Source organism: Micromonospora sp. NPDC049139 (genome assembly GCF_055586845.1).
The window spans coordinates 175,634-194,679 of the sequence record NZ_JBVJHK010000007.1 but is presented as its reverse complement, the minus strand read 5'-3'; the positions used below and the strand labels follow the sequence as shown (position 1 = coordinate 194,679).

25 protein-coding genes are annotated in these 19,046 nt (G+C 74.5%); 14 read left to right on the top strand and 11 right to left on the bottom strand.

The window, feature by feature from the left end:
• Positions 1–142 precede the first annotated feature (142 nt).
• The 4 genes from ACZ6Q9_RS15880 to pheA all read left to right on the top strand — a co-directional run bounded on the left by ACZ6Q9_RS15880 (position 143) and on the right by pheA (position 2,698).
• Positions 143–601, top strand: a complete 459-nt coding sequence (locus tag ACZ6Q9_RS15880) for a hypothetical protein (protein WP_393259435.1) — start codon at positions 143–145, stop codon at positions 599–601.
• A 75-nt stretch (positions 602–676) separates the two neighbouring features.
• Positions 677–1,069 carry an ACT domain-containing protein gene (locus ACZ6Q9_RS15875; protein ID WP_393259436.1) on the top strand — a complete coding sequence of 131 codons (393 nt, stop codon included), beginning with the start codon at positions 677–679 and terminating at the stop codon, positions 1,067–1,069.
• Positions 1,070–1,225: 156 nt separating this feature from the next.
• The gene (locus tag ACZ6Q9_RS15870; RefSeq protein ID WP_396829280.1) at positions 1,226–1,732 is read left to right on the top strand and encodes a hypothetical protein; all 507 of its coding nucleotides are present in this window, start codon (positions 1,226–1,228) and stop codon (positions 1,730–1,732) included.
• A gap of 9 nt (positions 1,733–1,741) precedes the next feature.
• A complete protein-coding gene (gene pheA / locus ACZ6Q9_RS15865) occupies positions 1,742–2,698 on the top strand; it encodes a prephenate dehydratase (RefSeq protein ID WP_396829240.1) in 957 nt (318 codons plus the stop codon).
• A 79-nt stretch (positions 2,699–2,777) separates the two neighbouring features.
• Here the strand turns inward: pheA and ACZ6Q9_RS15860 are convergent, their stop codons facing one another.
• From ACZ6Q9_RS15860 to ACZ6Q9_RS15850, 3 genes are all read right to left on the bottom strand, one after another.
• Complete coding sequence (locus ACZ6Q9_RS15860; protein WP_350678421.1) at positions 2,778–3,500, bottom strand: AIM24 family protein; 723 nt, start codon at positions 3,498–3,500, stop codon at positions 2,778–2,780.
• 144 nt (positions 3,501–3,644) lie between these two features.
• Positions 3,645–3,989 (bottom strand): metallopeptidase family protein, encoded by a 345-nt coding sequence (locus tag ACZ6Q9_RS15855; protein WP_350702725.1) that lies wholly within the window; start codon positions 3,987–3,989, stop codon positions 3,645–3,647.
• Between the two features lie 112 nt (positions 3,990–4,101).
• Positions 4,102–4,533 (bottom strand): OsmC family protein, encoded by a 432-nt coding sequence (locus ACZ6Q9_RS15850; protein WP_350702569.1) that lies wholly within the window; start codon positions 4,531–4,533, stop codon positions 4,102–4,104.
• 112 nt (positions 4,534–4,645) lie between these two features.
• Between ACZ6Q9_RS15850 and ACZ6Q9_RS15845 the strand changes: the two genes are divergently transcribed.
• On the top strand, positions 4,646–5,392 hold the full coding sequence (locus ACZ6Q9_RS15845; RefSeq protein WP_393457753.1) for a hypothetical protein: 747 nt from the start codon (positions 4,646–4,648) through the stop codon (positions 5,390–5,392).
• 86 nt (positions 5,393–5,478) lie between these two features.
• Here ACZ6Q9_RS15845 and ACZ6Q9_RS15840 read toward each other — a convergent pair whose 3' ends face one another.
• Positions 5,479–6,000 carry a GNAT family N-acetyltransferase gene (locus tag ACZ6Q9_RS15840; RefSeq protein ID WP_393457750.1) on the bottom strand — a complete coding sequence of 174 codons (522 nt, stop codon included), beginning with the start codon at positions 5,998–6,000 and terminating at the stop codon, positions 5,479–5,481.
• Positions 6,001–6,194: 194 nt separating this feature from the next.
• On the opposite strand from ACZ6Q9_RS15840, the gene ACZ6Q9_RS15835 reads away from it, so the two are divergent.
• Together ACZ6Q9_RS15835 and ACZ6Q9_RS15830 are read left to right on the top strand one after the other, a co-directional pair.
• Positions 6,195–7,016 carry an HAD family hydrolase gene (locus tag ACZ6Q9_RS15835; RefSeq protein WP_350678411.1) on the top strand — a complete coding sequence of 274 codons (822 nt, stop codon included), beginning with the start codon at positions 6,195–6,197 and terminating at the stop codon, positions 7,014–7,016.
• Positions 7,016–7,828 carry an HAD family hydrolase gene (locus ACZ6Q9_RS15830; RefSeq protein WP_396829239.1) on the top strand — a complete coding sequence of 271 codons (813 nt, stop codon included), beginning with the start codon at positions 7,016–7,018 and terminating at the stop codon, positions 7,826–7,828. The genes ACZ6Q9_RS15835 and ACZ6Q9_RS15830 overlap by 1 nt, the downstream gene beginning before the upstream one ends.
• Positions 7,829–7,859: 31 nt before the next feature.
• On the opposite strand, the gene ACZ6Q9_RS15825 is transcribed toward ACZ6Q9_RS15830, so the two are convergent.
• Positions 7,860–8,462 (bottom strand): bacterial proteasome activator family protein, encoded by a 603-nt coding sequence (locus ACZ6Q9_RS15825; RefSeq protein ID WP_357697925.1) that lies wholly within the window; start codon positions 8,460–8,462, stop codon positions 7,860–7,862.
• Between the two features lie 83 nt (positions 8,463–8,545).
• Between ACZ6Q9_RS15825 and ACZ6Q9_RS15820 the strand changes: the two genes are divergently transcribed.
• Both ACZ6Q9_RS15820 and ACZ6Q9_RS15815 read left to right on the top strand, forming a co-directional pair.
• Positions 8,546–9,343: an alpha/beta hydrolase family protein gene (locus ACZ6Q9_RS15820; protein ID WP_396829238.1), complete on the top strand. Its 798-nt coding sequence runs from the start codon at positions 8,546–8,548 to the stop codon at positions 9,341–9,343.
• Positions 9,344–9,422: 79 nt separating this feature from the next.
• Positions 9,423–10,619 carry an ABC transporter substrate-binding protein gene (locus ACZ6Q9_RS15815; protein ID WP_393457741.1) on the top strand — a complete coding sequence of 399 codons (1,197 nt, stop codon included), beginning with the start codon at positions 9,423–9,425 and terminating at the stop codon, positions 10,617–10,619.
• Between the two features lie 81 nt (positions 10,620–10,700).
• Here the strand turns inward: ACZ6Q9_RS15815 and ddaH are convergent, their stop codons facing one another.
• A complete protein-coding gene (gene ddaH, locus ACZ6Q9_RS15810; protein WP_393259448.1) occupies positions 10,701–11,534 on the bottom strand; it encodes a dimethylargininase in 834 nt (277 codons plus the stop codon).
• A gap of 59 nt (positions 11,535–11,593) precedes the next feature.
• On the opposite strand from ddaH, the gene ACZ6Q9_RS15805 reads away from it, so the two are divergent.
• On the top strand, positions 11,594–12,052 hold the full coding sequence (locus ACZ6Q9_RS15805; protein ID WP_350702553.1) for an Lrp/AsnC family transcriptional regulator: 459 nt from the start codon (positions 11,594–11,596) through the stop codon (positions 12,050–12,052).
• 91 nt (positions 12,053–12,143) lie between these two features.
• Positions 12,144–14,000, top strand: coding sequence for a beta-propeller domain-containing protein (locus tag ACZ6Q9_RS15800; RefSeq protein WP_396829237.1), 1,857 nt, complete (start codon positions 12,144–12,146; stop codon positions 13,998–14,000).
• Between the two features lie 76 nt (positions 14,001–14,076).
• Here the strand turns inward: ACZ6Q9_RS15800 and ACZ6Q9_RS15795 are convergent, their stop codons facing one another.
• The 3 genes from ACZ6Q9_RS15795 to ACZ6Q9_RS15785 form a co-directional block, all read right to left on the bottom strand.
• Positions 14,077–15,183: a T3SS (YopN, CesT) and YbjN peptide-binding chaperone 1 gene (locus ACZ6Q9_RS15795; protein WP_393259452.1), complete on the bottom strand. Its 1,107-nt coding sequence runs from the start codon at positions 15,181–15,183 to the stop codon at positions 14,077–14,079.
• Between the two features lie 79 nt (positions 15,184–15,262).
• Positions 15,263–15,529, bottom strand: coding sequence for a DUF6457 domain-containing protein (locus ACZ6Q9_RS15790; RefSeq protein ID WP_393259454.1), 267 nt, complete (start codon positions 15,527–15,529; stop codon positions 15,263–15,265).
• On the bottom strand, positions 15,526–16,251 hold the full coding sequence (locus ACZ6Q9_RS15785; RefSeq protein ID WP_396829235.1) for an NTP transferase domain-containing protein: 726 nt from the start codon (positions 16,249–16,251) through the stop codon (positions 15,526–15,528). The genes ACZ6Q9_RS15790 and ACZ6Q9_RS15785 overlap by 4 nt, the downstream gene beginning before the upstream one ends.
• A 51-nt stretch (positions 16,252–16,302) precedes the next feature.
• Between ACZ6Q9_RS15785 and fdhD the strand changes: the two genes are divergently transcribed.
• Positions 16,303–17,157 (top strand): formate dehydrogenase accessory sulfurtransferase FdhD, encoded by an 855-nt coding sequence (gene fdhD / locus ACZ6Q9_RS15780; RefSeq protein WP_393457732.1) that lies wholly within the window; start codon positions 16,303–16,305, stop codon positions 17,155–17,157.
• 195 nt (positions 17,158–17,352) lie between these two features.
• Here fdhD and ACZ6Q9_RS15775 read toward each other — a convergent pair whose 3' ends face one another.
• Both ACZ6Q9_RS15775 and ACZ6Q9_RS15770 read right to left on the bottom strand, forming a co-directional pair.
• On the bottom strand, positions 17,353–17,604 hold the full coding sequence (locus ACZ6Q9_RS15775; RefSeq protein WP_393259459.1) for a flavin reductase: 252 nt from the start codon (positions 17,602–17,604) through the stop codon (positions 17,353–17,355).
• The gene (locus ACZ6Q9_RS15770) at positions 17,601–17,885 is read right to left on the bottom strand and encodes a hypothetical protein (RefSeq protein WP_393259461.1); all 285 of its coding nucleotides are present in this window, start codon (positions 17,883–17,885) and stop codon (positions 17,601–17,603) included. The genes ACZ6Q9_RS15775 and ACZ6Q9_RS15770 overlap by 4 nt, the downstream gene beginning before the upstream one ends.
• A 207-nt stretch (positions 17,886–18,092) precedes the next feature.
• Between ACZ6Q9_RS15770 and ACZ6Q9_RS15765 the strand changes: the two genes are divergently transcribed.
• Positions 18,093–18,836 (top strand): Scr1 family TA system antitoxin-like transcriptional regulator, encoded by a 744-nt coding sequence (locus ACZ6Q9_RS15765; protein ID WP_396829233.1) that lies wholly within the window; start codon positions 18,093–18,095, stop codon positions 18,834–18,836.
• A complete protein-coding gene (locus tag ACZ6Q9_RS15760) occupies positions 18,824–19,018 on the top strand; it encodes a DUF397 domain-containing protein (protein ID WP_363701326.1) in 195 nt (64 codons plus the stop codon). The genes ACZ6Q9_RS15765 and ACZ6Q9_RS15760 overlap by 13 nt, the downstream gene beginning before the upstream one ends.
• Positions 19,019–19,046: the final 28 nt, after the last annotated feature.

The following is a 19,046-nucleotide window of genomic DNA, read 5'->3' as shown; positions in this document are numbered from 1 at the left end:
TCGGCACCCGCCGGTCGCGCCGTCGCCGGCCGCCCGGTTGGGGCACCCCGTCACCACCGGCGCCCGGTGGCCGCGGCGCGGTCGGCGGCATCCGCGGCGACCGGCTAGCGTGGACAGACCGTCGGTGTACATAGGAGGCGCGGTGGCCCACGTCGAACTCTCGCTCTCTGAAGTGTTCGTGCCGGCGGCGGGGACATCGACAGGGCTGGGGTCCGACAACTTCGGGCAGTGGTCGTCGACCGTCTCCCACGCCGACGAGCCGTGCCTGCTGATCGACGCCGAGACGAGAGTGATCGCCGTCTCCGCCTCGGGCTGCGAGCTGCTCTGCCTGGGCACCCCGGAGGACGTGATCGGGCTGCCGCTGCTCGACGGCGGGCTCCGGCTGCTCGACTTCACCGCCAACCGGGGCGAGCTGACCGAGCCCGAGATCGACAAGATCCCGCCGCTGCTGGCCCTGTCCTCCGGGCGCCTGGCCCGAGGGCTGCTCCGGGTCCAGGCCGCGTCGGCCGACCGGCCGGACTCGACCGTGGACGCGATCTCCACCCCGGTGCTCACCGATGGTTCGGTCGCCGGTTCCCTCACGTTCTTCTCCGAGGTCTGACCTGCGGCGGGATGTGGTGTTCGCCGCACGCGGCGAATCTGGGGCGGGCGCTCTCCGAGGCCGTAAGGTGCCCTCATGCTCGATATCGCTCTGCTGCCGGGGGAGTACGCCGTGTGCCGGATGGCCGCCGGCTCCGCCCTGCCGCCCGAGCTGACGGGCGGGCTGAGCGGCGGCGACGTCGTCACGGTGAGCTGGACCGCCGACGGGATCTCGCTGATCTGCCCCGCCGACCGGGTGCCGGAGCAGGCCGCCACGGAGACGGCCTGGCGCTGCCTGTGGGTCGCCGGGCCGCTCGACCTGGCGGTGAGCGGCACCCTCGCCGCGCTGGTGGACCCGCTCGCCGCCGCCCGGGTCAGCGTGGTCGCCTTCTCGACGTACGACACCGACTACCTGCTGGTTCCCTCGGTACGCCTCGGCGAGGCGACCGCCGCGCTGGAGCGGGCCGGCCACCGGGTCCTCCTCGCCTGACCTTCACCCGGCCGCCGGTTCCTCCTAGGATGGGCTCGGCCTCCCGGCCGCAGCGACGCTCCCCGATGTCCCGAGGATCGGCCCGTGCCGCCCACCCCCTCGCGCCCCGCCGCCCCCGACCACCCGACCGGCCACCCCGCCCGGCGCGGCCGGCTCCTGGCCGCCGTGCTGCTGGCCGCGGTGCCGCTGGCCGGCTGCGGCACGCCGCCCGAGCTCCGGAACACCGCCCCCACCACCGCCCCGACCCGCGCCGCCCCGAGCCCGGCCGGCACACCCACCTTCGCACCGACCTCGCCCCCCGCCAGCGGCCTGCCCGGGGCGGCCACCCCGACCGCCGACTCCGGCCTGGTCGCGGTGCCGTGCACCGACGGCCCCTCCGGGAAGCGGGTCGTCGACCTGGTGCGCGGCCGGGGCGGGGTGCTCCCGGGCGGCGCCCGGGTGCGGGTGCGGACCGGCCCGCTCTGCGCCGGCGGGTGGCACTACACGGTGCTCGACGTGACCGGGCACGAGGACCTCCAGGTGGTCACCGAGGGCCGGGCGAGCGCTCCGCGGCTGGTCACCGCCGGCACCGACGTCTGCACGGTCGAGGTCCGGGCCGCCGGGCCGCCCGGCATCCGAACCCTGGTCTGCGACGGCGGGTCGGCCGGCGTACCGGGTGCGTAGGCTGTCGCCATGCCGGGAACACCGCCGACGCGCTTCGTCTACCTCGGGCCCGAGGGCACCTTCGCCGAGCAGGCGCTGAACACCATCCCCGCCGCCGAACGGGGCAGCCGCGCACCGGCCCGCAGCGTGCCGGAGGCGCTGGACGGCGTACGGGCCGGGGAGGCGGACGCCGCCCTGGTGCCGCTGGAGAACTCGATCGGCGGCGCGGTCGGGGTGACCCTGGACGAGTTGGCCGAGGGGGAACCTCTGGTGATCACCCGTGAGGTGATCCTGCCGGTCGAGTTCGTGCTCGCCGCCCGGCCCGGCACGGCGCTCGCGGGGGTCCGCAACGTCGCCGCCCATCCGCAGGCGTCCACCCAGTGCCGGGGCTGGCTGCGCGCCCACCTGCCGGACGCGGTCGTGGTCGACGTGCTCTCCAACGGCGCGGCCGCGGCCGGTGCCGCCGCCGGCGAGTACGACGCGGCGATCTGCGCCCCGATCGGGGCCACCCGGCACCGGCTCGACGTGCTCGCCGACAAGATCGCCGACCACCCGGACGCGGTGACCCGCTTCGCGCTGGTGTCCCGCCCCGGCCCGCCCCCGCCGCCGACCGGCGACGACGTGACCTCGCTGGCGGTCTACATCGCCCACGACCGGGTGGGCGCGCTGCTGGCGGTGCTGATGGAGTTGGCGGTCCGGGGCGTCAACATGAGCCGGATCGAGTCCCGCCCGACCGGCGAGGCGCTCGGCCGGTACGTCTTCTTCCTCGACTGCACGGGGCACGTGGCGGACGTCCGGCTCGGGGAGGCGTTGCAGGGGCTGCGCCGGGTCTGCGCCGACGTGCGTTTCCTGGGCTCGTACCCCCGGCACCGCTGGACCGCGGCGGCGGGCGACCGGCCGGTTCCCGCGCCGCCCGGCCTCTCGGACGCCGACTACGCCGACGCCGCCGCCTGGCTGGCCCGCCTGCGCGCCGGCGACCTCACCTGACGGCACCGCCCCCGATCGCGGCGGACCCGGCGGGGCCGGGCGAGACGCGGGCGGGGGCGGTGCGCGTGCGGGGCGCGGGTCAGCTGAGCAGGCCGCCGAGCAGGCCGCCCTGCTGCTCCTGGGCGCCGCTGCCCATGATCGGCGGCTCCTCGGAGGGCTGCACGACGACGAAGCCCTGGCCGGCGAAGCTCATCGTGAACGCCTCGCCGGTGCGCCGGCCGAGCAGCGTGCCGAGGCCGAGCTGCTCCGCCCGGTGGTAGCCGGTCTGGAGGTTGGCCGACCAGCAGACCGCCGCCTGCGGGTCGACGTAGGTGGGCGCGTCGACGTTGAGCACGACCGGCGTGCCCTTGGTGGTGATGGCGATCCGACCGTGGCCGGTGAAGACGCAGTTGAACAGGCCCGACGAGGAGGCCATGCCGGCCCCGCCGACCATCCGGATGTCGTACTGGAGGGTGGAGTCGAACGCCAGCACGCTGGAGCCGTTGATGGAGAGCGCGTCGCCCGGCTCCAGGTCGATGACGTGCACGTCCTTGGCGAAGTCGGCGAGGAAGACGTCACCCCGGCCGGTGACCTTCATCAGCGGGACGCCCTCGCCGGTCAGCTTCTGCTTGAGGAACTTGCCGAGCCCCCCGGAGCCGAGCGCCTGGAACTGCACCTGCCCCTGGTAGGCGACCATCGACCCGACGCGGGCCATCGCCTCGCCGTTGAGTTCGATCTTCAACATCTTGGAGTTCTGCAGCCGCATGCCGGGCTGCGCGGACTCCTTCTCCAGGTTCTCCGCGGAGAAGAGCTCGCTGCGCATGGAAGTGCCTCCTGATTTCGCGATGCCTGGACCGACGGTAGGCGTACGCCGCAACCGCCGACCACCGGCCGACCGGCCCGGCCCGGACGCCGGTCGGCGCGGCCCCCGGCCCGCCCGCCGGTGGCGGCATCGGTCGCGCGCCCGCTAGCCCCAGCCCAGCTCGTGCAGCCGCTCGTCGTCGATGCCGAAGTGGTGGGCGATCTCGTGCACCACCGTCACCGCTACCTCGTCCACCACGTCCTCGTCGTCGTCGCAGAGGCGCAGGATCGGGTTGCGGTAGATGAGGATGCGGTCCGGCAGCACGCCGGAGTAGTCCCAGCCCCGCTCGGTGAGGGCGTGGCCCTCGTAGAGGCCGAGCAGGTCCTCGCCGGGGGGCGGGTCGTCCTCCACCAGGATCACGACGTTGCTCATCAGGGCGAGCAGTTCCTCGGGCACCTCGTCGAGCGCGTCGCCGACCAGCTCCTCGAAGCGCTCGCGGCTCATCTCCACCGGCACCCGCCCATTCTGCCCGACGGCGCGGCCCGCGCGGCCCGGCCAAGATCGGCGCGCCTCCACCGGAAGGGTGGCTCCCCGTGGAGGCGTACGCCGACGGAGGAGGCGGTCAGGAAGCGAGGCGGGCGGTCAGGGTGATCTGCGCGCCCGGGGAGAGCAGCCGCGAGATCGGGCAGTTCTCCTTGGCGGTCTCGGCGAGCTTGGTGAACTGCGCCTCGTCGATGCCCGGCACGTCGCCGACCGTGTCGAGCTCGATCCGGGTGACGGTGAACCCGGCGTCGGTCTTGTCCAGGTGGACCTTGGCGGTGGTCTCCACCGAGGAGGGCGGCGAGCCGGCCTCGGCGAGGGCCTTGGAGAACGCCATGGAGAAGCAGCCGGCGTGCGCCGCGCCGACCAGCTCCTCCGGGTTGGTGCCCTCACCCTCCTCGAAACGCGACTTGAAGGAGTAGTTACCCTCCAGCCCGCCCTTGCCGGTGCGGACCGTGCCGGACCCCTCGGTGAGGTTGCCCTGCCAACGTGCGGAAGCGGTACGGATAGGCATGCCCCCGACGCTATCGGAAAGGGCACCGACCGGCGACCGTTCACGCTCCGCGTCCCCGGGTGCGTACTGTGTCATGATTCGGCTCAGGCCCGCGAACGCGGAAGGGTGGCCGATGTCCCAGGATCTCCCCATTCCCCGCCAGGACCACCGGTCCGACGGCACCGCCGTCGTGGAGTGGGGCGGGGCGGAGGCGGCCCCCGCGGGCCGGCTCGGGCGTACGCTCTCCGGCCTGGGCCGGGACCACCGGCTGCCGCCGCTGCTGGCGGCGCTGGGCGCGGTGGCCGCCGTCGCCTCGCTGCTCGGCGAGTGGCAGGTGATGACGATCCCCGACGCCGGCCCGCAGGGCAACACGCCGGTGCGGGTGCCGGGCGGGGTGTCCGACATCGGCGGCTTCGGGGTCGGCTACCTGGTCGGGCTGCTGGCGCTGGCCTGCGCGGTGACGCTCGCGCTGCGCGGCACCGCTGCGGTGCGGCGCAATGTCCGGCTCGCCGGCCTGACCCTGGCCGGGGCACTGCTGGCGCTGCTGGCCGCGACCGCCGCCTCGCTGGACGAGGCGGGTCAGCGCGTCTTCTTCTACTCGACGGACGACGGGTTCCGGGTCGAGTACGGGCGGGGCCTGGTGGCGGCGTTCGTCGCGTGCGTGCTCTTCGCGGCGGCACTGAAGCTGGCCCCGGTCGGGGCGGCCACGCCGGACGAGGAGGCCGCCGACGAGGCAGCGGCCACCGACGAGGGGGAGCCGGTCGACCGGCGCCGCCGGAGTCTCAGGGCCCGCGACCTGGCGGACGACGCGCTGCCCCCACCGGCCGACCTCACGGTCGGGCCGGCCGTCCCCTTCGCCCGACCCGAGCCCCGGGACTGACCCGGCCGTCCGCCGCGCCCTCCCATCCGGCCCGCAGCCGCACCCGGCGCGCTCAAGCACCCGGCGCGCTCCGGCACCCGGCCCGCTCAGGGGGCGGCCCAGCGGACCTCGCCGTCGACCAGTTCGTCGGTGGCGCGCAGGCCGAGCCGCTCGGCCACCCGGGCGGAGGCCCGGTGGTCGGGGTGCACGTGCGCGACGAGCGCCGCGATGCCCTGCTCCGCCAGCCAGCCGACCATGCCGGCCGCGGCCTCGCCGGCGTAGCCGCGGCCCTGCCGCGGTGCCACGACCACCCAGGCCAGCTCGGCGACCGGCCGGTCGCCGTCGAGCCGCACGGTGGCCTGCACGGTCCCGACCGCGTCGCCGGTGTCCCGGTGCCGCACGACCCAGTTGAGCCAGCCCTCCCCGCCGTCCGGGGACCGCCCGACCGCCTGCCGGCGGTAGCGCTCCCGCAGCTGCTCGGGGTTCGCCGGGCTGCCGCCCGTGTACTCGTGCAGGGTCGGGTCGTCGAGGAGCGGGGCGAGTTCCTCGGCGTGGTCGACACGGAGGGGCTCCAGCAGCAGCCGCTCCGTGCCGATGATCTCCGCCACCGGCCAGTCCCGCTCTCCCATCCGCCCACCGTACGGCCGCCCCGCCGGACCGGGACGGGGACACCCGCGGGCCGTCGTCCGTTGGCACCGACTTCGCCCAAAGGCAATGGTCGGTACCTGCCGCGCGAGGTACGGTTGCTGCCCGCCGTCACTCAGGGTCGAGGCATCGACGACCGAAACGGCTGGTTGCGGCGGCGGCGGGCAAAGGAGGAACGATGACCCGCCCGGGCCTGCCCAAGCTGATCGCCACCGATCTCGACGGGACGCTCGTCCGCAGCGACGAGACCGTCTCCGCGTACACCCACGGGGTGCTGGACCGGGTGCGTGCCGCCGGGATCCCGGTGGTCGGCGCGACCGGCCGCGGTCCCCGGCTGGCCGAGCTCACCCGCAACGACATCCGCGCCGCCGACTTCCTGGTGATGGCGGGCGGCGGTCGCGTGGTCGACCAGAGCGACCCGGCCGGGCCGGTGGTGCTGCGCGACGAGCGCCTCCCCGCCGAGGTGCTGGCCACGCTGCTCGCCGACCTGGAGGTGGCGGTGGGGCCGCTGACGGTGATGGTCGAGGCGTCGGACGAGCACGACGCGCCGCTCTGGGGCGACTACCACCCGAGCTGGCCCTACCAGGACGCGTTCGAGGCGCGCAGCCGCGCCGAGTGCCTCTCCTGCGACGTGATCAAGGCGTTCGTCCGGACCGCCGACCACCACGTCGACGAGCTGCTCGCCGTCGCCCGGGAGGTCGTCCCGCCGGAGGTCGCCACGCTCACCCAGGCGGGGCTGGGCTTCGTGGAGATCTGCCCGCCGGGGGTGGACAAGTCCACCGGGCTGGCCGTCGTGGCGCAGCGGCTCGGCGTCGACCCGGCCGAGGTGCTGGTCTTCGGCGACATGCCCAACGACCTGCCGATGTTCGCGTGGGCCGGCTGGGCCCGGGTGGCGGTCTCCAACGCCCACCCGACGGTCCGCGCCGCCGCCGACGAGGTGACGCTGCGCAACGACGACGACGGGGTGGCGGTGTACCTCGATCGGCTACTGTCCCGCTGATGGGAGAAGCACCTCGGCTGATCGCCACCGACATCGACGGCACCCTGCTACGGGACGACCGCACCCTCAGCCCGCACACCGCCGACGTGCTGGCGCGGATCTCCGCGCGGGGCACGCCGGTCGTGCTGGTCACCGGCCGTCCGATCCGCTGGCTGAAGCTCGTGTACGACCAGCTCGCCGAGCCGCTGCCGGCGATCTGCGCCAACGGCGCGGTGGTCTACGACCCGGCCGCCGACGAGGTGCTCCGGGCCGACCCGCTCGCGCCGGAACTGCTCGCCGAGGTGGCCCGGCGGCTACGCGCCGAGGTGCCCGACATCAGCTTCGCCGTGGAGATCGTCGACAGCCGGCAGATGCGGCACGAGGCGCACTACCCGCTGCGCTGGGACGCCGACCACGAGGCGATCCGGGCGGTCGAGACCCCGGAGGAGCTGCTGTCGGCGCCGGCGGTGAAGCTGCTGGCCCGGGCCGCCGACCAGGACCCGAACGCCTTCGTCGCGCTGGTCGCCGGGGCGCTGGAGGGGCTGGCCGAGGCGACCCACTCGTCGTACTCGGGGCTGGTGGAGATCTCCGCCGCGGGCGTGACCAAGGCGGCCGGGCTGGCGTGGTACTGCGCCCGGCTCGGGATCGACGCCCGGGACGTGCTCGCCTTCGGCGACATGCCCAACGACGTGCCGATGCTGACCTGGGCCGGGCGGGGGGTGGCGGTGGCGAACGCGCACCGCGCCGTCCTGGCGGTCGCCGACGAGGTGACCTCGGCGAACTCGGCGGACGGCGTGGCGGCGTACCTGGAGAAGGTCTTCGGGGTGGGCTGACGGCCGGCCGTGGCCCGGCCGGCCGTCACGCTCAGAGGTACTGGCCAGTGCTGTGCCCCTCGCCACCCTGCGGCTGGCCCATGCCCGGCATGCCCGGCATCACGCCGCCGGGGCCGCTGGGCAGCGCCTGCCGGCCCGAACGCATCTGTTCGAGCTGGACCCGGGCGGCCATCTGCTGGGCGACCAGGGCCGCCTGGATGCCGTGGAAGAGGCCCTCCAGCCAGCCGACGAGCTGGGCGTGCGCGATGCGCAGCTCGCTCTCACTGGGCGCCTTCTCCTCGGTGAAGGGCAGGGAGATCCGCTCCAGCTCGTCCCGCAGCTCGGGGGCGAGCCCCTCCTTGAGCTCGACGATCGACCGCTCGTGGATCTCCCGCATCCGGTGCCGGCTGGCGTCGTCGAGCGGGGCGGCCTTGACCTCCTCCAGCAGCTGCTTGATCATGCTGCCGATCCGCATCACCTTGGCCGGCTGCTCGACCAGTCGGGTGGGGTCCTCGCCGGCGGCCTCGTCGGTCTGCACGGTGCCGACCGGCCGCCCGTCCGGGCCGACCACCACCACCGTTCCGGAGTGACCGGTGCCGTCCTGGCCCGGCTCGTCGTTCTGTCCAGCGGAGTGCGCTTCGGTCATGGGGTCCATCTTTACCCAGCCGCACGGCACACCGCGCCCGGGGACCGATCCCCGACGCCGGATCGGCGGGTGATCCGCGCTACGGTCGCGCCATGCCCGCCGACCCGCGCGCCGTGCTCAGCCGCCCCGCCCCGGCCCCGGACGCCGCCGTCTCCTACGGCGACCACCCGGACCAGGTCGCCGACCTGCGCCGACCCGCCGGGTCCGGTCCGGCCCGGCCGCTGGTCGTGGTGGTGCACGGCGGCTTCTGGCGGGCCGAGTACGACCGGCGGCACACCGACCCGCTGGCCGCCGCGCTGGCCGCGCTCGGCCACCCGGTGGCCCAAGTGGAGTACCGCAGGACGGGGCAGCCGGGCGGCGGCTGGCCCGGGACACTGACCGATGTGCTGACCGGCGTGACGGAGCTGCCCCGGCTGGCGGCCGAGGCGTTGCCCGGGCGGGTCGCCGCCGGGCCGCCGGTCCTGGTGGGCCACTCCGCCGGCGGGCACCTGGCGTTGTACGTGGCGGCGACCGCCCCGGCCGCCGTCGGGGGCGTGCTGGCCCTGGCCCCGGTGTCGGACCTCGCCGAGGCGTACCGGCTGGATCTGGACTCCGGGGCGGTGGCCGGCCTGCTGGGCGGCGGCCCGGCCGACCTCCCCGACCGGTACGCCGCCGCCGATCCACGGTCGCTGGTGCCCATTCCGATACGGACAGTAGTCGTGCATGGTGCGCTGGACGAGCAGGTGCCGGTGGCGATGAGCCGCGAGTTCGTCGCGGCCGACCGGGCGGCAGGTGGCGACATCGGCCTCGTTGAGCTGCCAGAATGCGAACATTTCGGGCTCATCGATCCGGAGTCGACGGCATGGCCGGAGGTCACGGCTGCTCTTCGATCTCTGTTGGAAGGTCGCTAAGCATTGACGGAGCGTCGCTGACCCGGTAGAACGCCGAGGGGGCGCGATCCGCCCTGCAACGCTCCCTGGAAGGAACCCGGTGTCGCAGATGAACCGCAGGCGGGCACTCCAACTGCTGGCCGCGCTCGGAACGGCGGGCCTCGCCGCCGGCTGCGGCACCGACACGGCCGAGGGCGAAGCGGCCGACGACGGAAGCCCGATCAAGATCGGCCTCATCGCGCCCACCAGTGGAGGTCTCAAGGCGATCGGCGACGAGATCACCAACGGCTTCCAACTCTTCCTCGACCTCAACGGAAACGGCCTGGGCGGGCACCCGGTCACCCTGCTCACCGCCGACGAGGGCGAGAGCGTGAAGACCGGCAAGGCCGCCGTCGAGGGGCTGCTCAAGCAGGGCGTGCTCGCCCTCACCGGCGTGGTCGACTCGAACGTCATGTTCGGCATCCGGGACACCGTCGAGCAGGCCCGGGTGCCGCTGATCGGCTCCAACGCCTCGCCGACCAGCCTCCAGAGCGTCGTCTACATCTGGCGAACGTCGTACGTGCTGGACGAGGCGGGCCGGGCACTGGGGCGCTACCTGCGGGAGCAGTTGGGATCCTCGGCGCGGCTGGCGATCGTCGCACCGGAGAACGCCGGCGGCCAGGACGTGGTGCGGGGCTTCAAGCAGGAGTTCGGCGAGTCCGACCCGCGCATCAAGGACCCGGTGACCTGGACGGGCGTCTTCACCAACCCGTCGAAGTCCGCGTACCGGGCCGACATCCGCACGGCGCTGAGCCGCAAGCCCGACGCCGTGTTCTGCTTCTACGCCGGGCCGGCGGCGGTCGAGTTCATCAAGCAGCTCCGCATCGAGGGCTTCACCGGCAGGGTCTACGCCCCGGGCTTCCTCACCGAGGGCACGGTCCTGGAGAGCGTGAAGGCCGAGGATGCGACGGGCATCCAGACCGCCCTCAACTACTCGGCCGACCTGAACAACAACGCCAACCGGCGGTTCGCCTCCGCGTACCGCAAGAAGCACGGCACCTCGCCCACCACCTACGCCATGGCCTCGTACGACGCGGCACAGGTGCTCGACCAGGCCATCCGGATCGCCGGCGTGACGCCCAACCCGCAGCAGGTCAACCTGGCGCTCGGCAAGATCGGCCAGATCGACAGCCCGCGCGGGGTGTGGCAGTTCAACCAGCCGCGCACGCCCCAGCAGAAGTGGTACCTGCGCGAGGTGCAGCTCGACGGCCAGGTGCTGTCGAACGTGCTGGTCACGGAGCTGGCCACGCTCGGCTGAGCGCCCCGCACCACACGCGAGGGGGCCGGCCTCCCCACCCGGGAGGCCGGCCCCCTCGTCGTACGCCTCGCGCGGCTCGGCTCAGTGGCGCAGCTCGGCGATGCAGCACTTCACGCTGCCGCCGCCCTTCTTCAGCTCGGCCAGTTCGACGGGGACCGGGTGGTAGCCGGCCGCCTTCAGCTTCCCGGCCAGCCGGGTCGCCGCGCTGTTGAGCACCACGTTGAGCCCGTCGCTGACCAGGTTCAGGCCGAACGCCAGCGCGTCCTCGTCGTCCGCGACCACCGCGTCGGGGAAGAGCTGGGCGAGCACCTTCTGGCTGGCCGCCGAGAAGGCGCCCGGGTAGTAGACGATGTTCTCGTCGTCGATCGACGCCAGCGCCACGTCCAGGTGGTAGAACCGCGGGTCGACCAGGCGCAGTGACACCACCGGGCGGCCGAGCGCCTCCTGCGCCTCGGCGTGGGCCGGCAGCTCGGTGCGGAAGCCGTGCCCGGCGAGGACCAGCCCGCCGTGCGCCTCGGGCAGGTACGCGAAGTCGCCCTCGCCCTCGTTCGTCTCGCTCGGCGCGATGAACCGCCAGCCCTGCGACTCGTAGAACGCCCGGTGCGCGGCGGCCTCGGCGGCCCGCTGCTCGTGCTTGAACTGCGCGCCGTAGACGATGCCGTCGACCACGAACGCGCCGTTGGCCGCGAAGACCATGTCGGGCAGGCCCCGCTCGGGCGTGAGCAGGTGCACCTCGTGGCCGAGGCCGACCAGGGTCTCCCGCAGCCGGTCCCACTGCTTGACCGCCAGCTCCGGGTCGACCGGGGTGCTGACGTCCATCCACGGGTTGATCGCGTACTCGACCGCGAAGTGCTCCGGCGAGCACATGAGATATGTCCGCTTTCGCGGGACTCGCTGCTGGTTCACGGTGACCAAGGGTAGGTACCGTTGAACTTTGGTAACAGCCACAACCATTGCTTCCCAGAGGCGGAACGTTGCAGATAGATGCCGTAGACCAGCGGATCATTGCGTTGCTCGTCGCGGACGCCCGCGCCTCGTACGCGGACATCGGACAACGGGTGTCACTCTCCGCCCCGGCGGTCAAGAGACGGGTGGACCGGCTGCGGGCGGCCGGGGTGATCCGGGGTTTCACGGCGGTCGTCGACCCGGCCGCCGTCGGCTGGACCACCGAGGCCTTCGTCGAGCTGTTCTGCGCGGGCCGGACCACGCCGGCCCAGATCGGGGTCGCCACCCGCCGGCACCCGGAGGTGGTCGGCGCGTACACGGTCTCCGGCGAGGCCGACGCGCTCGTCCACCTGCGGGCCGCCGACATCGCGCACCTGGAGGCGGCGCTGGAGCGGCTGCGGGCCGAGCCCTTCGTGACCTCCACCCGCAGCACGATCGTGCTCTCCCGACTGGTCGAGTCCCCCGGCGTCGGGCCCTCCGGCGGCTGACCGCACCGACGGGCCCGGGGCGCGGCGGAAAGCGGCGCGGAAGGTCCGGGCGGGTCGGAACCACGCGCCGCGCGGCCGCGTCGAACCGGCCATGAGACGGGGAGCACACATCCTGGCGGCCGGCACGCTGGCCGCCCTCACCCTGCTCGGCGGGAGCGCGATTCCGCCGCTGCCCGGCGATCCGCCGCCACGGCACCTGCCGGCCGCGCCGGTGCTGGTCTCCTTCGACTCCTGCGCCGACGCGCTGGCCGGGCTGCGGGCCGCCGCCCGCGCGTCCGTCGGCCCGTGGGGATTCGGCGGCGGCTGGCGCACGGGGGTCGCCCTCAGCGCGGTCCCGGACGCCGCGCGGGCGGAGGCGGCGGCCGCCCCCGAGCACTCCACCACCAACAACCACGAGGCCGGCGCGGACGAGCCCGACCTGGTCAAGACCGACGGCCGGCGGATCGTCACGGTCAGCCGGGGGCTGCTGCGGGTGGTCGACCCGGCCGCCCGGCGGGAGACCGGGCGGGTCGACCTCACCGGGGCGCTGCCGGAGCTGAAGTGGGGGCAGCAGAGCCTGCTGCTGCACGGCGACCGGGCGCTGGTGCTGGCCCAGGTGGGCGCCGGCGGGGCCAGGGAGTTCGCCGGGTCGCGGATCGCCGGCGTACCGCGGCTGATCCTGGTCGACCTCGCGGGCCCGCCGCGGGTGCTCGGCACCTACCGCATGGACGGGAGCCTGGTCGACGCCCGGCAGACCGGGTCCACCGCGCGGGTCGTCGTCCGCACCCGGCCCCGGCTGGAGTTCCCGTACGCGAAGCGCGGCACCGACGCGGCGCGGACGGCGGCGAACCGGGCGGTCATCGACCAGGCCGGGGTGGAGGCGTGGCTGCCGGCGTACGAGTGGACGGCCGGCGCCCAGCGGCACACCGGGCGGGTCGGCTGCGACCGGCTGAGCAGCCCGCCCACCTGGTCCGGCACGTCGATGTTGACGGTGCTGAGCTTCGACCTGGCCGCCGACCGGCTCGGCGACGGCGACCCGGTCAGCGTCGCCGCCGACGCGACCACGGTCTACGGCACCGGCCCGAACCTCTACCTCGCGGGCAAACGCCCGGTCACGGGTCGGCCCGCCGGACCGCGCCGGGACCGGCCGGCGGGCGCGCAGGTCACCGAGATCTACCAGTTCGACACCGGCGCGCCGGGGCGTCCCCGCTACCTCGCCGCCGGCACCGTGCCGGGGTCGCTCGTCAACCAGTACGCCCTCTCGGAGTGGCAGGGGCACCTGCGGGTCGCCACCACCACCGGCGATCCCTGGGGCGCCCGCCCGGCCTCCGAGTCCGGCGTGCACGTGCTGCGCCGGGACGGCGACGCGCTGACCCGGGTCGGCGCGGTCACCGGCCTCGGCCCGGGCGAGCGGATCTTCTCCGTGCGCTACCTCGGCGGCTCCGCGTACGTGGTCACGTTCCGGCGGACCGACCCGCTCTACGCGGTCGACCTGACCGACCCGACCGCGCCCCGGGTCACCGGCGAGCTGAAGATCACCGGGTACTCGGCGTACCTGCATCCGCTGCCGGACGGGCGGCTGCTCGGCGTGGGCCAGGAGGCCGACCGACGGGGGCGGACGCAGGGGCTCCAGGTCTCCCTGTTCGACGTCCGCGACCCGGCCTGGCCCGCCCGGCTCGACCAGTGGCACGTGCCCGGGCAGTACTCCGCGCTGGAGTACGACTCGCACGCCTTCCTGCACCGCCCGGAGACCGGCCTGGTCGCCCTCCCGGTCGGCGACGACGTACGCCTGCTGCGGGTCTCCGGGAGCGACATCGGCGAGGTCGGCACGGTGTCCCACCCCGGCGGGGCGGGCGCGGTGACCCGGTCGTTGCTGGTGGGTGACGTGCTCTGGACCGTCTCCGACGCGGGCCTGCGGGCCACCGATCCGACCACCGCCCGGAGCCTCGACTGGCTCCCTGTGACCTGATTCTCCTCCCCGGCGGGTGGGGCCCGGTTTCTCGGGGTTTCCGGGCCCCACCCGTCTCAGCCGAGGAGGCTCACTGTCAGAGGTACATGCCGGTGCGGTGCTCACCCTGGTCGCGCCTGACCGCCTTGTCGCCCTCGCCGAAGAAGCGCTTGCCGCCGAACTCGCCGTGCAGCCGGTCGTCCAGCTCGTCCGCGAGCCCTGTCATCACCTGCACGGCGAGCATCAGGTGGGTGGCCTGGAAGTTGCGGCCGAAGACCGGGATGGACGCCCACACGGTGTCGTCGGCGCAGTAGAGCCGGCCGATGGGCATCCGGTTGGTCAGCTCGGAGAGCTTCACGTAGAGCCGCTCGGTGGGCTCGACCTCGGTGAGCACCGGGGAGAAGACGTCCACCAGCGGCGGGTTGTCGCGGACCCGGACGAAGACCATCGCCGAGCCGGCGCGGATGTTGATGTCACCGTCGGAGTCGACCTGCAACCGGTCCGAGTCCGACTTGAGCATGGTCGAGACGACCGTGCGGACCCGCTCGGCGAGCGCGGCCACGTCGCTCTCCGGGGCCTGGGCGGCGGTCGCCGCGGCGAGCGCCTCGTCCAGGTCGGCCTCCACGTCGCGGTCCGGGCCGAACTCGCTGCGCGCGGTGCCCAGCGGCTCCACCGGCAGCGGCTCCCCCTCGGCGTCGTGGATCAGGTAGACGAGGAAGGCGGGGTGCGGGGCGCCGTAGACGTCGCGCAGCGTCCGGGTGATCAGGGCCGCCAGCCGGGTGGCGTCGGCGGTGTTGCCGTCCAGCCCGAAGTGCTCGCCGGAGCCCGCCACCACGCCGGGCGGCGACCAGCCGAGGGCGATCATGTCCGCCACCGCGGCCCGGTCCAGCCGGTAGCCCTGCGGCAGGGTGGCGTTGCCGACCGCGCGGGCCGCCAGCCGGCCCTCCTCGCCGACGTCGACACTGACGGAGTAGACCGCGTCGCCGGTGCCGGAGGCGGTGGGGTCGAGCGTCAGCTCGACGTGCGTGCCCGTCGGCAGCGCCGCCAGCCGCTCGGCCAACGCCCGCGCGAACTCCCGCCACGCCTGGGTCACCTTCGCCCGCAGGTCGGCCGTGGTGGGCTCGTCGAGCAGGATCGGCTCGTGGTGTGCCGGCAGGGTGCCGGGCGGGTCACCGTTCGGCGCCGAGGGGTGGTCTGCCGTCATGATCGCCTCCGTCCGTCCAGGTCACCCTACCCACGCAACCGGGGGGACGAATCAGCCCGACAGTGATCGGACAACGACCTCAGGCGGGGCCCTCGCCGGGGCGTTCGGCGCCCAGTTCGACCGGCCACGAGGCGGCCAGCGCGGTGAGCCGGGCCGAGGCGCCCGCCGGGTCCGCGCCCCGGCCGACCGCCAGCCCGAGGAGGTACGCGGTGACGGGCGCGCCCGGCCGCAGCACCTGGTGCGCCACGTCCTTGGCCAGGTCCAGCACGGCCGGCACCGGCACCTGGGCGGGGTCGAGACCCAGCTCGGCACAGGCCGCCGTCACCCAGTCGTCCATCACCGTCATCGCGCCCACTCCTCCGCCCGGCGTACGTCCTCGTCAGTGTCGCAGTCGAACCAGGGCGGCGGGCCGGCACCGGTCCACGGCACGTCGCGGACCCGCAGCCCGGCCAGCAGCGCCCGGATCGGCGCCCCGGCGAGCGGCGCGGCGCCGCCCCGCCCGGCACGGGTGGCCGGCCCGGTGGCGGTGGCCGGCTCAGGGACGGCGGCCGGCTCAGGGACGGCGGCCGGCCCGGTGGCGGTGGCCGGCTCAGGGGCGGTGGCCGGCTCGGTGGCGGCCCGCTCGGCGGCGAGGCGGTCCAGGGCGGCGCGCAGCGGGACCACCCGCCACACCCCGCAGAGCGTCTGCCGCCGCCCGTCCTGGTCGACGTAGCAGGCGCCGTCGTGATCGGCGTCGAGCCGGTCGAGCAGCCCGCCGACGGCGGCACGGGTGAGCAGGGGCAGGTCGGCGGCGAGCAGGGCGACCACCGGCGTACCGGGGTCGAGCAGGGCCAGCCCGGCCGCGGCGGCGGCGACGGGGCCCCCGCCCGGCGGCTCCTCCCAGGTCACCCGCACCCCGGCGGGCACCGGCCCGCGCGGGCCGACCACGATGCGCGGGGCGGCGTCGGCGACGGCGGCCAGCACCCGGTCCCGCATGGGCCGGCCGCCGACCACCCGGGCGGGCTTGTCCACGCCGCCCATCCGGCGGGCGGCCCCGCCGGCCAGCACCACCGCCGCGTACGCGTCCACCCGGCCACGGTAGCCGCACGGCGGCCCGGGCACGGGGTGCAGGATGGCGGGATGGGACGGGCGACTCACCGACGCGGCGTGCTCCGCATCGACCTCGACGCGGCGGACACCGGCCGCACCTCGCTACGCCGGCAGGACGCTCTCGCCGTGGAGGAGCCGCTGGAGATCCGGGTCGGCGCGGCGGGCCCCGGCCGGCGACGGCCGCTCGCGGTGACCATGCGTACGCCCGGCGAGGATCTGGACCTGGCAATCGGCTTCCTGCTCACCGAGGGGCTGATCCGTGCCGCCGACGACGTGCACACCGCGCAGCTCTGCGCCGGCGCGGAGACGCCCAACACGTACAACGTGGTGGACGTGGTGCTCGCGCCCGGCGTGCCCGAGCCGGCCACCGACCCGGCCCGGAACTTCTACACCACCAGCTCCTGCGGGGTGTGCGGCAAGGCGAGCATCGACGCCGTGCGTACCCGGTCCGTCTTCGCGGTGGGTGACGACCCGCTGACTGTGCCGGCGGCGGTCCTGGCCGAGCTGCCGGACCGGCTGCGGGCGGCGCAGCGCGGTTTCGACCGCACCGGCGGGCTGCACGCGGCGGCGCTGTTCACGGCGGACGGCGAGCTGGTCGTGCTGCGCGAGGACGTCGGCCGGCACAACGCGGTCGACAAGGTGATCGGTTGGGCGGTCCGCGAGCGGCGGCTGCCGCTGGCCGGGCACGTGCTGCTGGTCTCCGGGCGGGCGAGCTTCGAGCTGACCCAGAAGGCGTGGATGGCCGGCGTGCCGCTGCTCGCGGCGGTCTCCGCGCCGAGCAGCCTGGCGGCGGACCTGGCCGAGGAGGCCGGGCTGACCCTGGTGGGCTTCCTGCGCGACCGGACCATGAACGTCTACGCCCACCCCCGCCGGATCACCGCCTGATCCATGTGCCGAGCAGTTCCCACCGGGCGGCGGCGGCCCAAGCCAACAGGAGGCCGGCGATGTCGGGCGGCCCGGGACCGGTCGAGTCGGCCCGCGGGACGCACGTCCGCTACATCCTTCGACGGATGCCCCTGTCTGGGGTGGGTGATGGAACGCTGTCGAGCTGCCCCGTCCATGAGACCACCCGCGTACCGGCTACCCGCGGGCCCGCGCCCACCCGGTGAAGCGCTCGGCCAGGTCGCCCGGTGCCGGGGCGCGGTCCGACGCCGCGAGCTGTTCGCCCGCCTCCGCCTGGAGGGTCGCCAGGTGAACCAGCAGGGCCGCCCGGTCCGTCCGGTACTCGGCGAGCAGCCGCAACTTCGCGGCGGAACACGGCCAGGCGATCCCACAGGCCGCGCAGCGCCAGGTGGGCCGGGTGGGCAGGTGCTCGGGGCGCCGCCGACTCACGCCGTCACCCGCACGCGGGAGATCGGGCGGCGGGCCGGGGCAGCGGCCGGGGGCGGCGGCGTACGCCAACGCACTCCCTCGCACCGCACGTACAGCGAGCGCCGGTCCACGGCGTCGCCGCGCGCGTTCAGCTCGTAGACGTCGATCCAGCACCATCCGTGGTACGTGTGCCAGTCGGTCAGGACACGGATCACCCGCACGGTGATCGGGCGGACGAACTGAGGGCTCGCGGATCGGGTCAGGCACAGAACGTCGCCGGAGGTGATCTCTCGCGGGCTCACCGTCTTTCCCTTCGTCCGTCGGCTGGAGGAGGGGGCCGCCACGGATGCTCGCCCGGCGGCGGCCCCCTCGCCGGCACGACCGGCGGGCTTCGGGTGCCTCCACCGGCTCGCGCCGCCTACAAGGCACCTTGCCGAGGGTTGCCAGACAGTGACACCGCGTAGCAGTCTGTACCGGAATCATTCGGGACGTTCGAGTGAGGGATCGGGATGAACCGGGCGGTACAGGTAGCGATGGCGAAGGCCGGTGAGACTGCCGAGAGCCTTGCAGCTCAAGTCGGCGTTGACCCGAAGACGGCGGCGCGGTGGGTGAGCCAGGGACGAATTCCGCAGACCCGTCACCGTGCCCGGGTCGCCGAAATCCTGAACAAGGACATAGAGGAGCTTTGGCCGGACGCACTGAAGCGCCGCGAGCCGGCATGGTTCAGGCCGTGGACGGAGATCGAGCGCGAGGCGTCAGGGCTGCGATGGTTCGAGTCGGCCGTTCTCCCGGGCCTTCTGCAAACCGAGGACTATGCCCGTGCCGTTCTCACCAGCGGCCCTTTGAACGCCGACGCGGAAGCGCATGTCGACACCCGGCTACGCCGGCAGGCCGCCGTGCTCGATCGCCCGCGTCCTCCCCTCCTGGTCTTCGTGATCGACGAGGCTGCGCTCCGGCGAGGGGAACCCGAGGTCATGCAACCGCAGCTAGACCACCTGATCGAACTTGCCGGGCGTCCGAACGTCATGGTCCATGTGCTTCCCCTTCGCGCTGGGCTGCATCCCGGCCAGGCCGGGCCGTTCATCATTGCCAGCACGCCTGACGGCGACGTCGGCTACCTGGACGACCAAGCCGCCGGTCGCATCACGAATGACGTTGCTCCGCTCTGGGCCGTCTGGGATACCGTGAGATCGGTCGCGCTGCCGCGGGACCAGACCGTCGACCTCCTGAGAGCGCGATCATGGATGACCTGACCGGCGCGCGGTGGCGCAAGAGCACCCGCAGCAGCTCGAACGGTGGCGCGTGCGTCGAGGTCGCCGACAACCTTCCTGGCGTCGTCGCCGTACGCGACTCGAAGGACCCGGCCGGCCCGGCCCTCACCTTCGGGCCAGCGGCGTGGCGCGCATTCGTCGCTCGGGTCGCCGAACGGGCCTGACCGCCCCCGCATCTCCGCACGGCGCGAA

Excerpts from the sequence above, each read along its gene's own strand:
- ACZ6Q9_RS15875 (WP_393259436.1), top strand. The coding sequence starts at position 677 with ATGCTCGATATCGCTCTGCTGCCGGGGGAGTACGCCGTGTGCCGGATG.
- pheA (WP_396829240.1), top strand. The coding sequence starts at position 1,742 with ATGCCGGGAACACCGCCGACGCGCTTCGTCTACCTCGGGCCCGAGGGC.
- ACZ6Q9_RS15860 (WP_350678421.1), bottom strand. The coding sequence starts at position 3,500 with ATGCGCAGCGAGCTCTTCTCCGCGGAGAACCTGGAGAAGGAGTCCGCG.
- ACZ6Q9_RS15850 (WP_350702569.1), bottom strand. The coding sequence starts at position 4,533 with ATGCCTATCCGTACCGCTTCCGCACGTTGGCAGGGCAACCTCACCGAG.
- ACZ6Q9_RS15845 (WP_393457753.1), top strand. The coding sequence starts at position 4,646 with ATGTCCCAGGATCTCCCCATTCCCCGCCAGGACCACCGGTCCGACGGC.
- ACZ6Q9_RS15840 (WP_393457750.1), bottom strand. The coding sequence starts at position 6,000 with ATGGGAGAGCGGGACTGGCCGGTGGCGGAGATCATCGGCACGGAGCGG.
- ACZ6Q9_RS15835 (WP_350678411.1), top strand. The coding sequence starts at position 6,195 with ATGACCCGCCCGGGCCTGCCCAAGCTGATCGCCACCGATCTCGACGGG.
- ACZ6Q9_RS15830 (WP_396829239.1), top strand. The coding sequence starts at position 7,016 with ATGGGAGAAGCACCTCGGCTGATCGCCACCGACATCGACGGCACCCTG.
- ACZ6Q9_RS15825 (WP_357697925.1), bottom strand. The coding sequence starts at position 8,462 with ATGGACCCCATGACCGAAGCGCACTCCGCTGGACAGAACGACGAGCCG.
- ACZ6Q9_RS15820 (WP_396829238.1), top strand. The coding sequence starts at position 8,546 with ATGCCCGCCGACCCGCGCGCCGTGCTCAGCCGCCCCGCCCCGGCCCCG.
- ACZ6Q9_RS15800 (WP_396829237.1), top strand. The coding sequence starts at position 12,144 with ATGAGACGGGGAGCACACATCCTGGCGGCCGGCACGCTGGCCGCCCTC.
- ACZ6Q9_RS15795 (WP_393259452.1), bottom strand. The coding sequence starts at position 15,183 with ATGACGGCAGACCACCCCTCGGCGCCGAACGGTGACCCGCCCGGCACC.
- ACZ6Q9_RS15790 (WP_393259454.1), bottom strand. The coding sequence starts at position 15,529 with ATGACGGTGATGGACGACTGGGTGACGGCGGCCTGTGCCGAGCTGGGT.
- fdhD (WP_393457732.1), top strand. The coding sequence starts at position 16,303 with ATGGGACGGGCGACTCACCGACGCGGCGTGCTCCGCATCGACCTCGAC.
- ACZ6Q9_RS15765 (WP_396829233.1), top strand. The coding sequence starts at position 18,093 with ATGAACCGGGCGGTACAGGTAGCGATGGCGAAGGCCGGTGAGACTGCC.
- ACZ6Q9_RS15760 (WP_363701326.1), top strand. The coding sequence starts at position 18,824 with ATGGATGACCTGACCGGCGCGCGGTGGCGCAAGAGCACCCGCAGCAGC.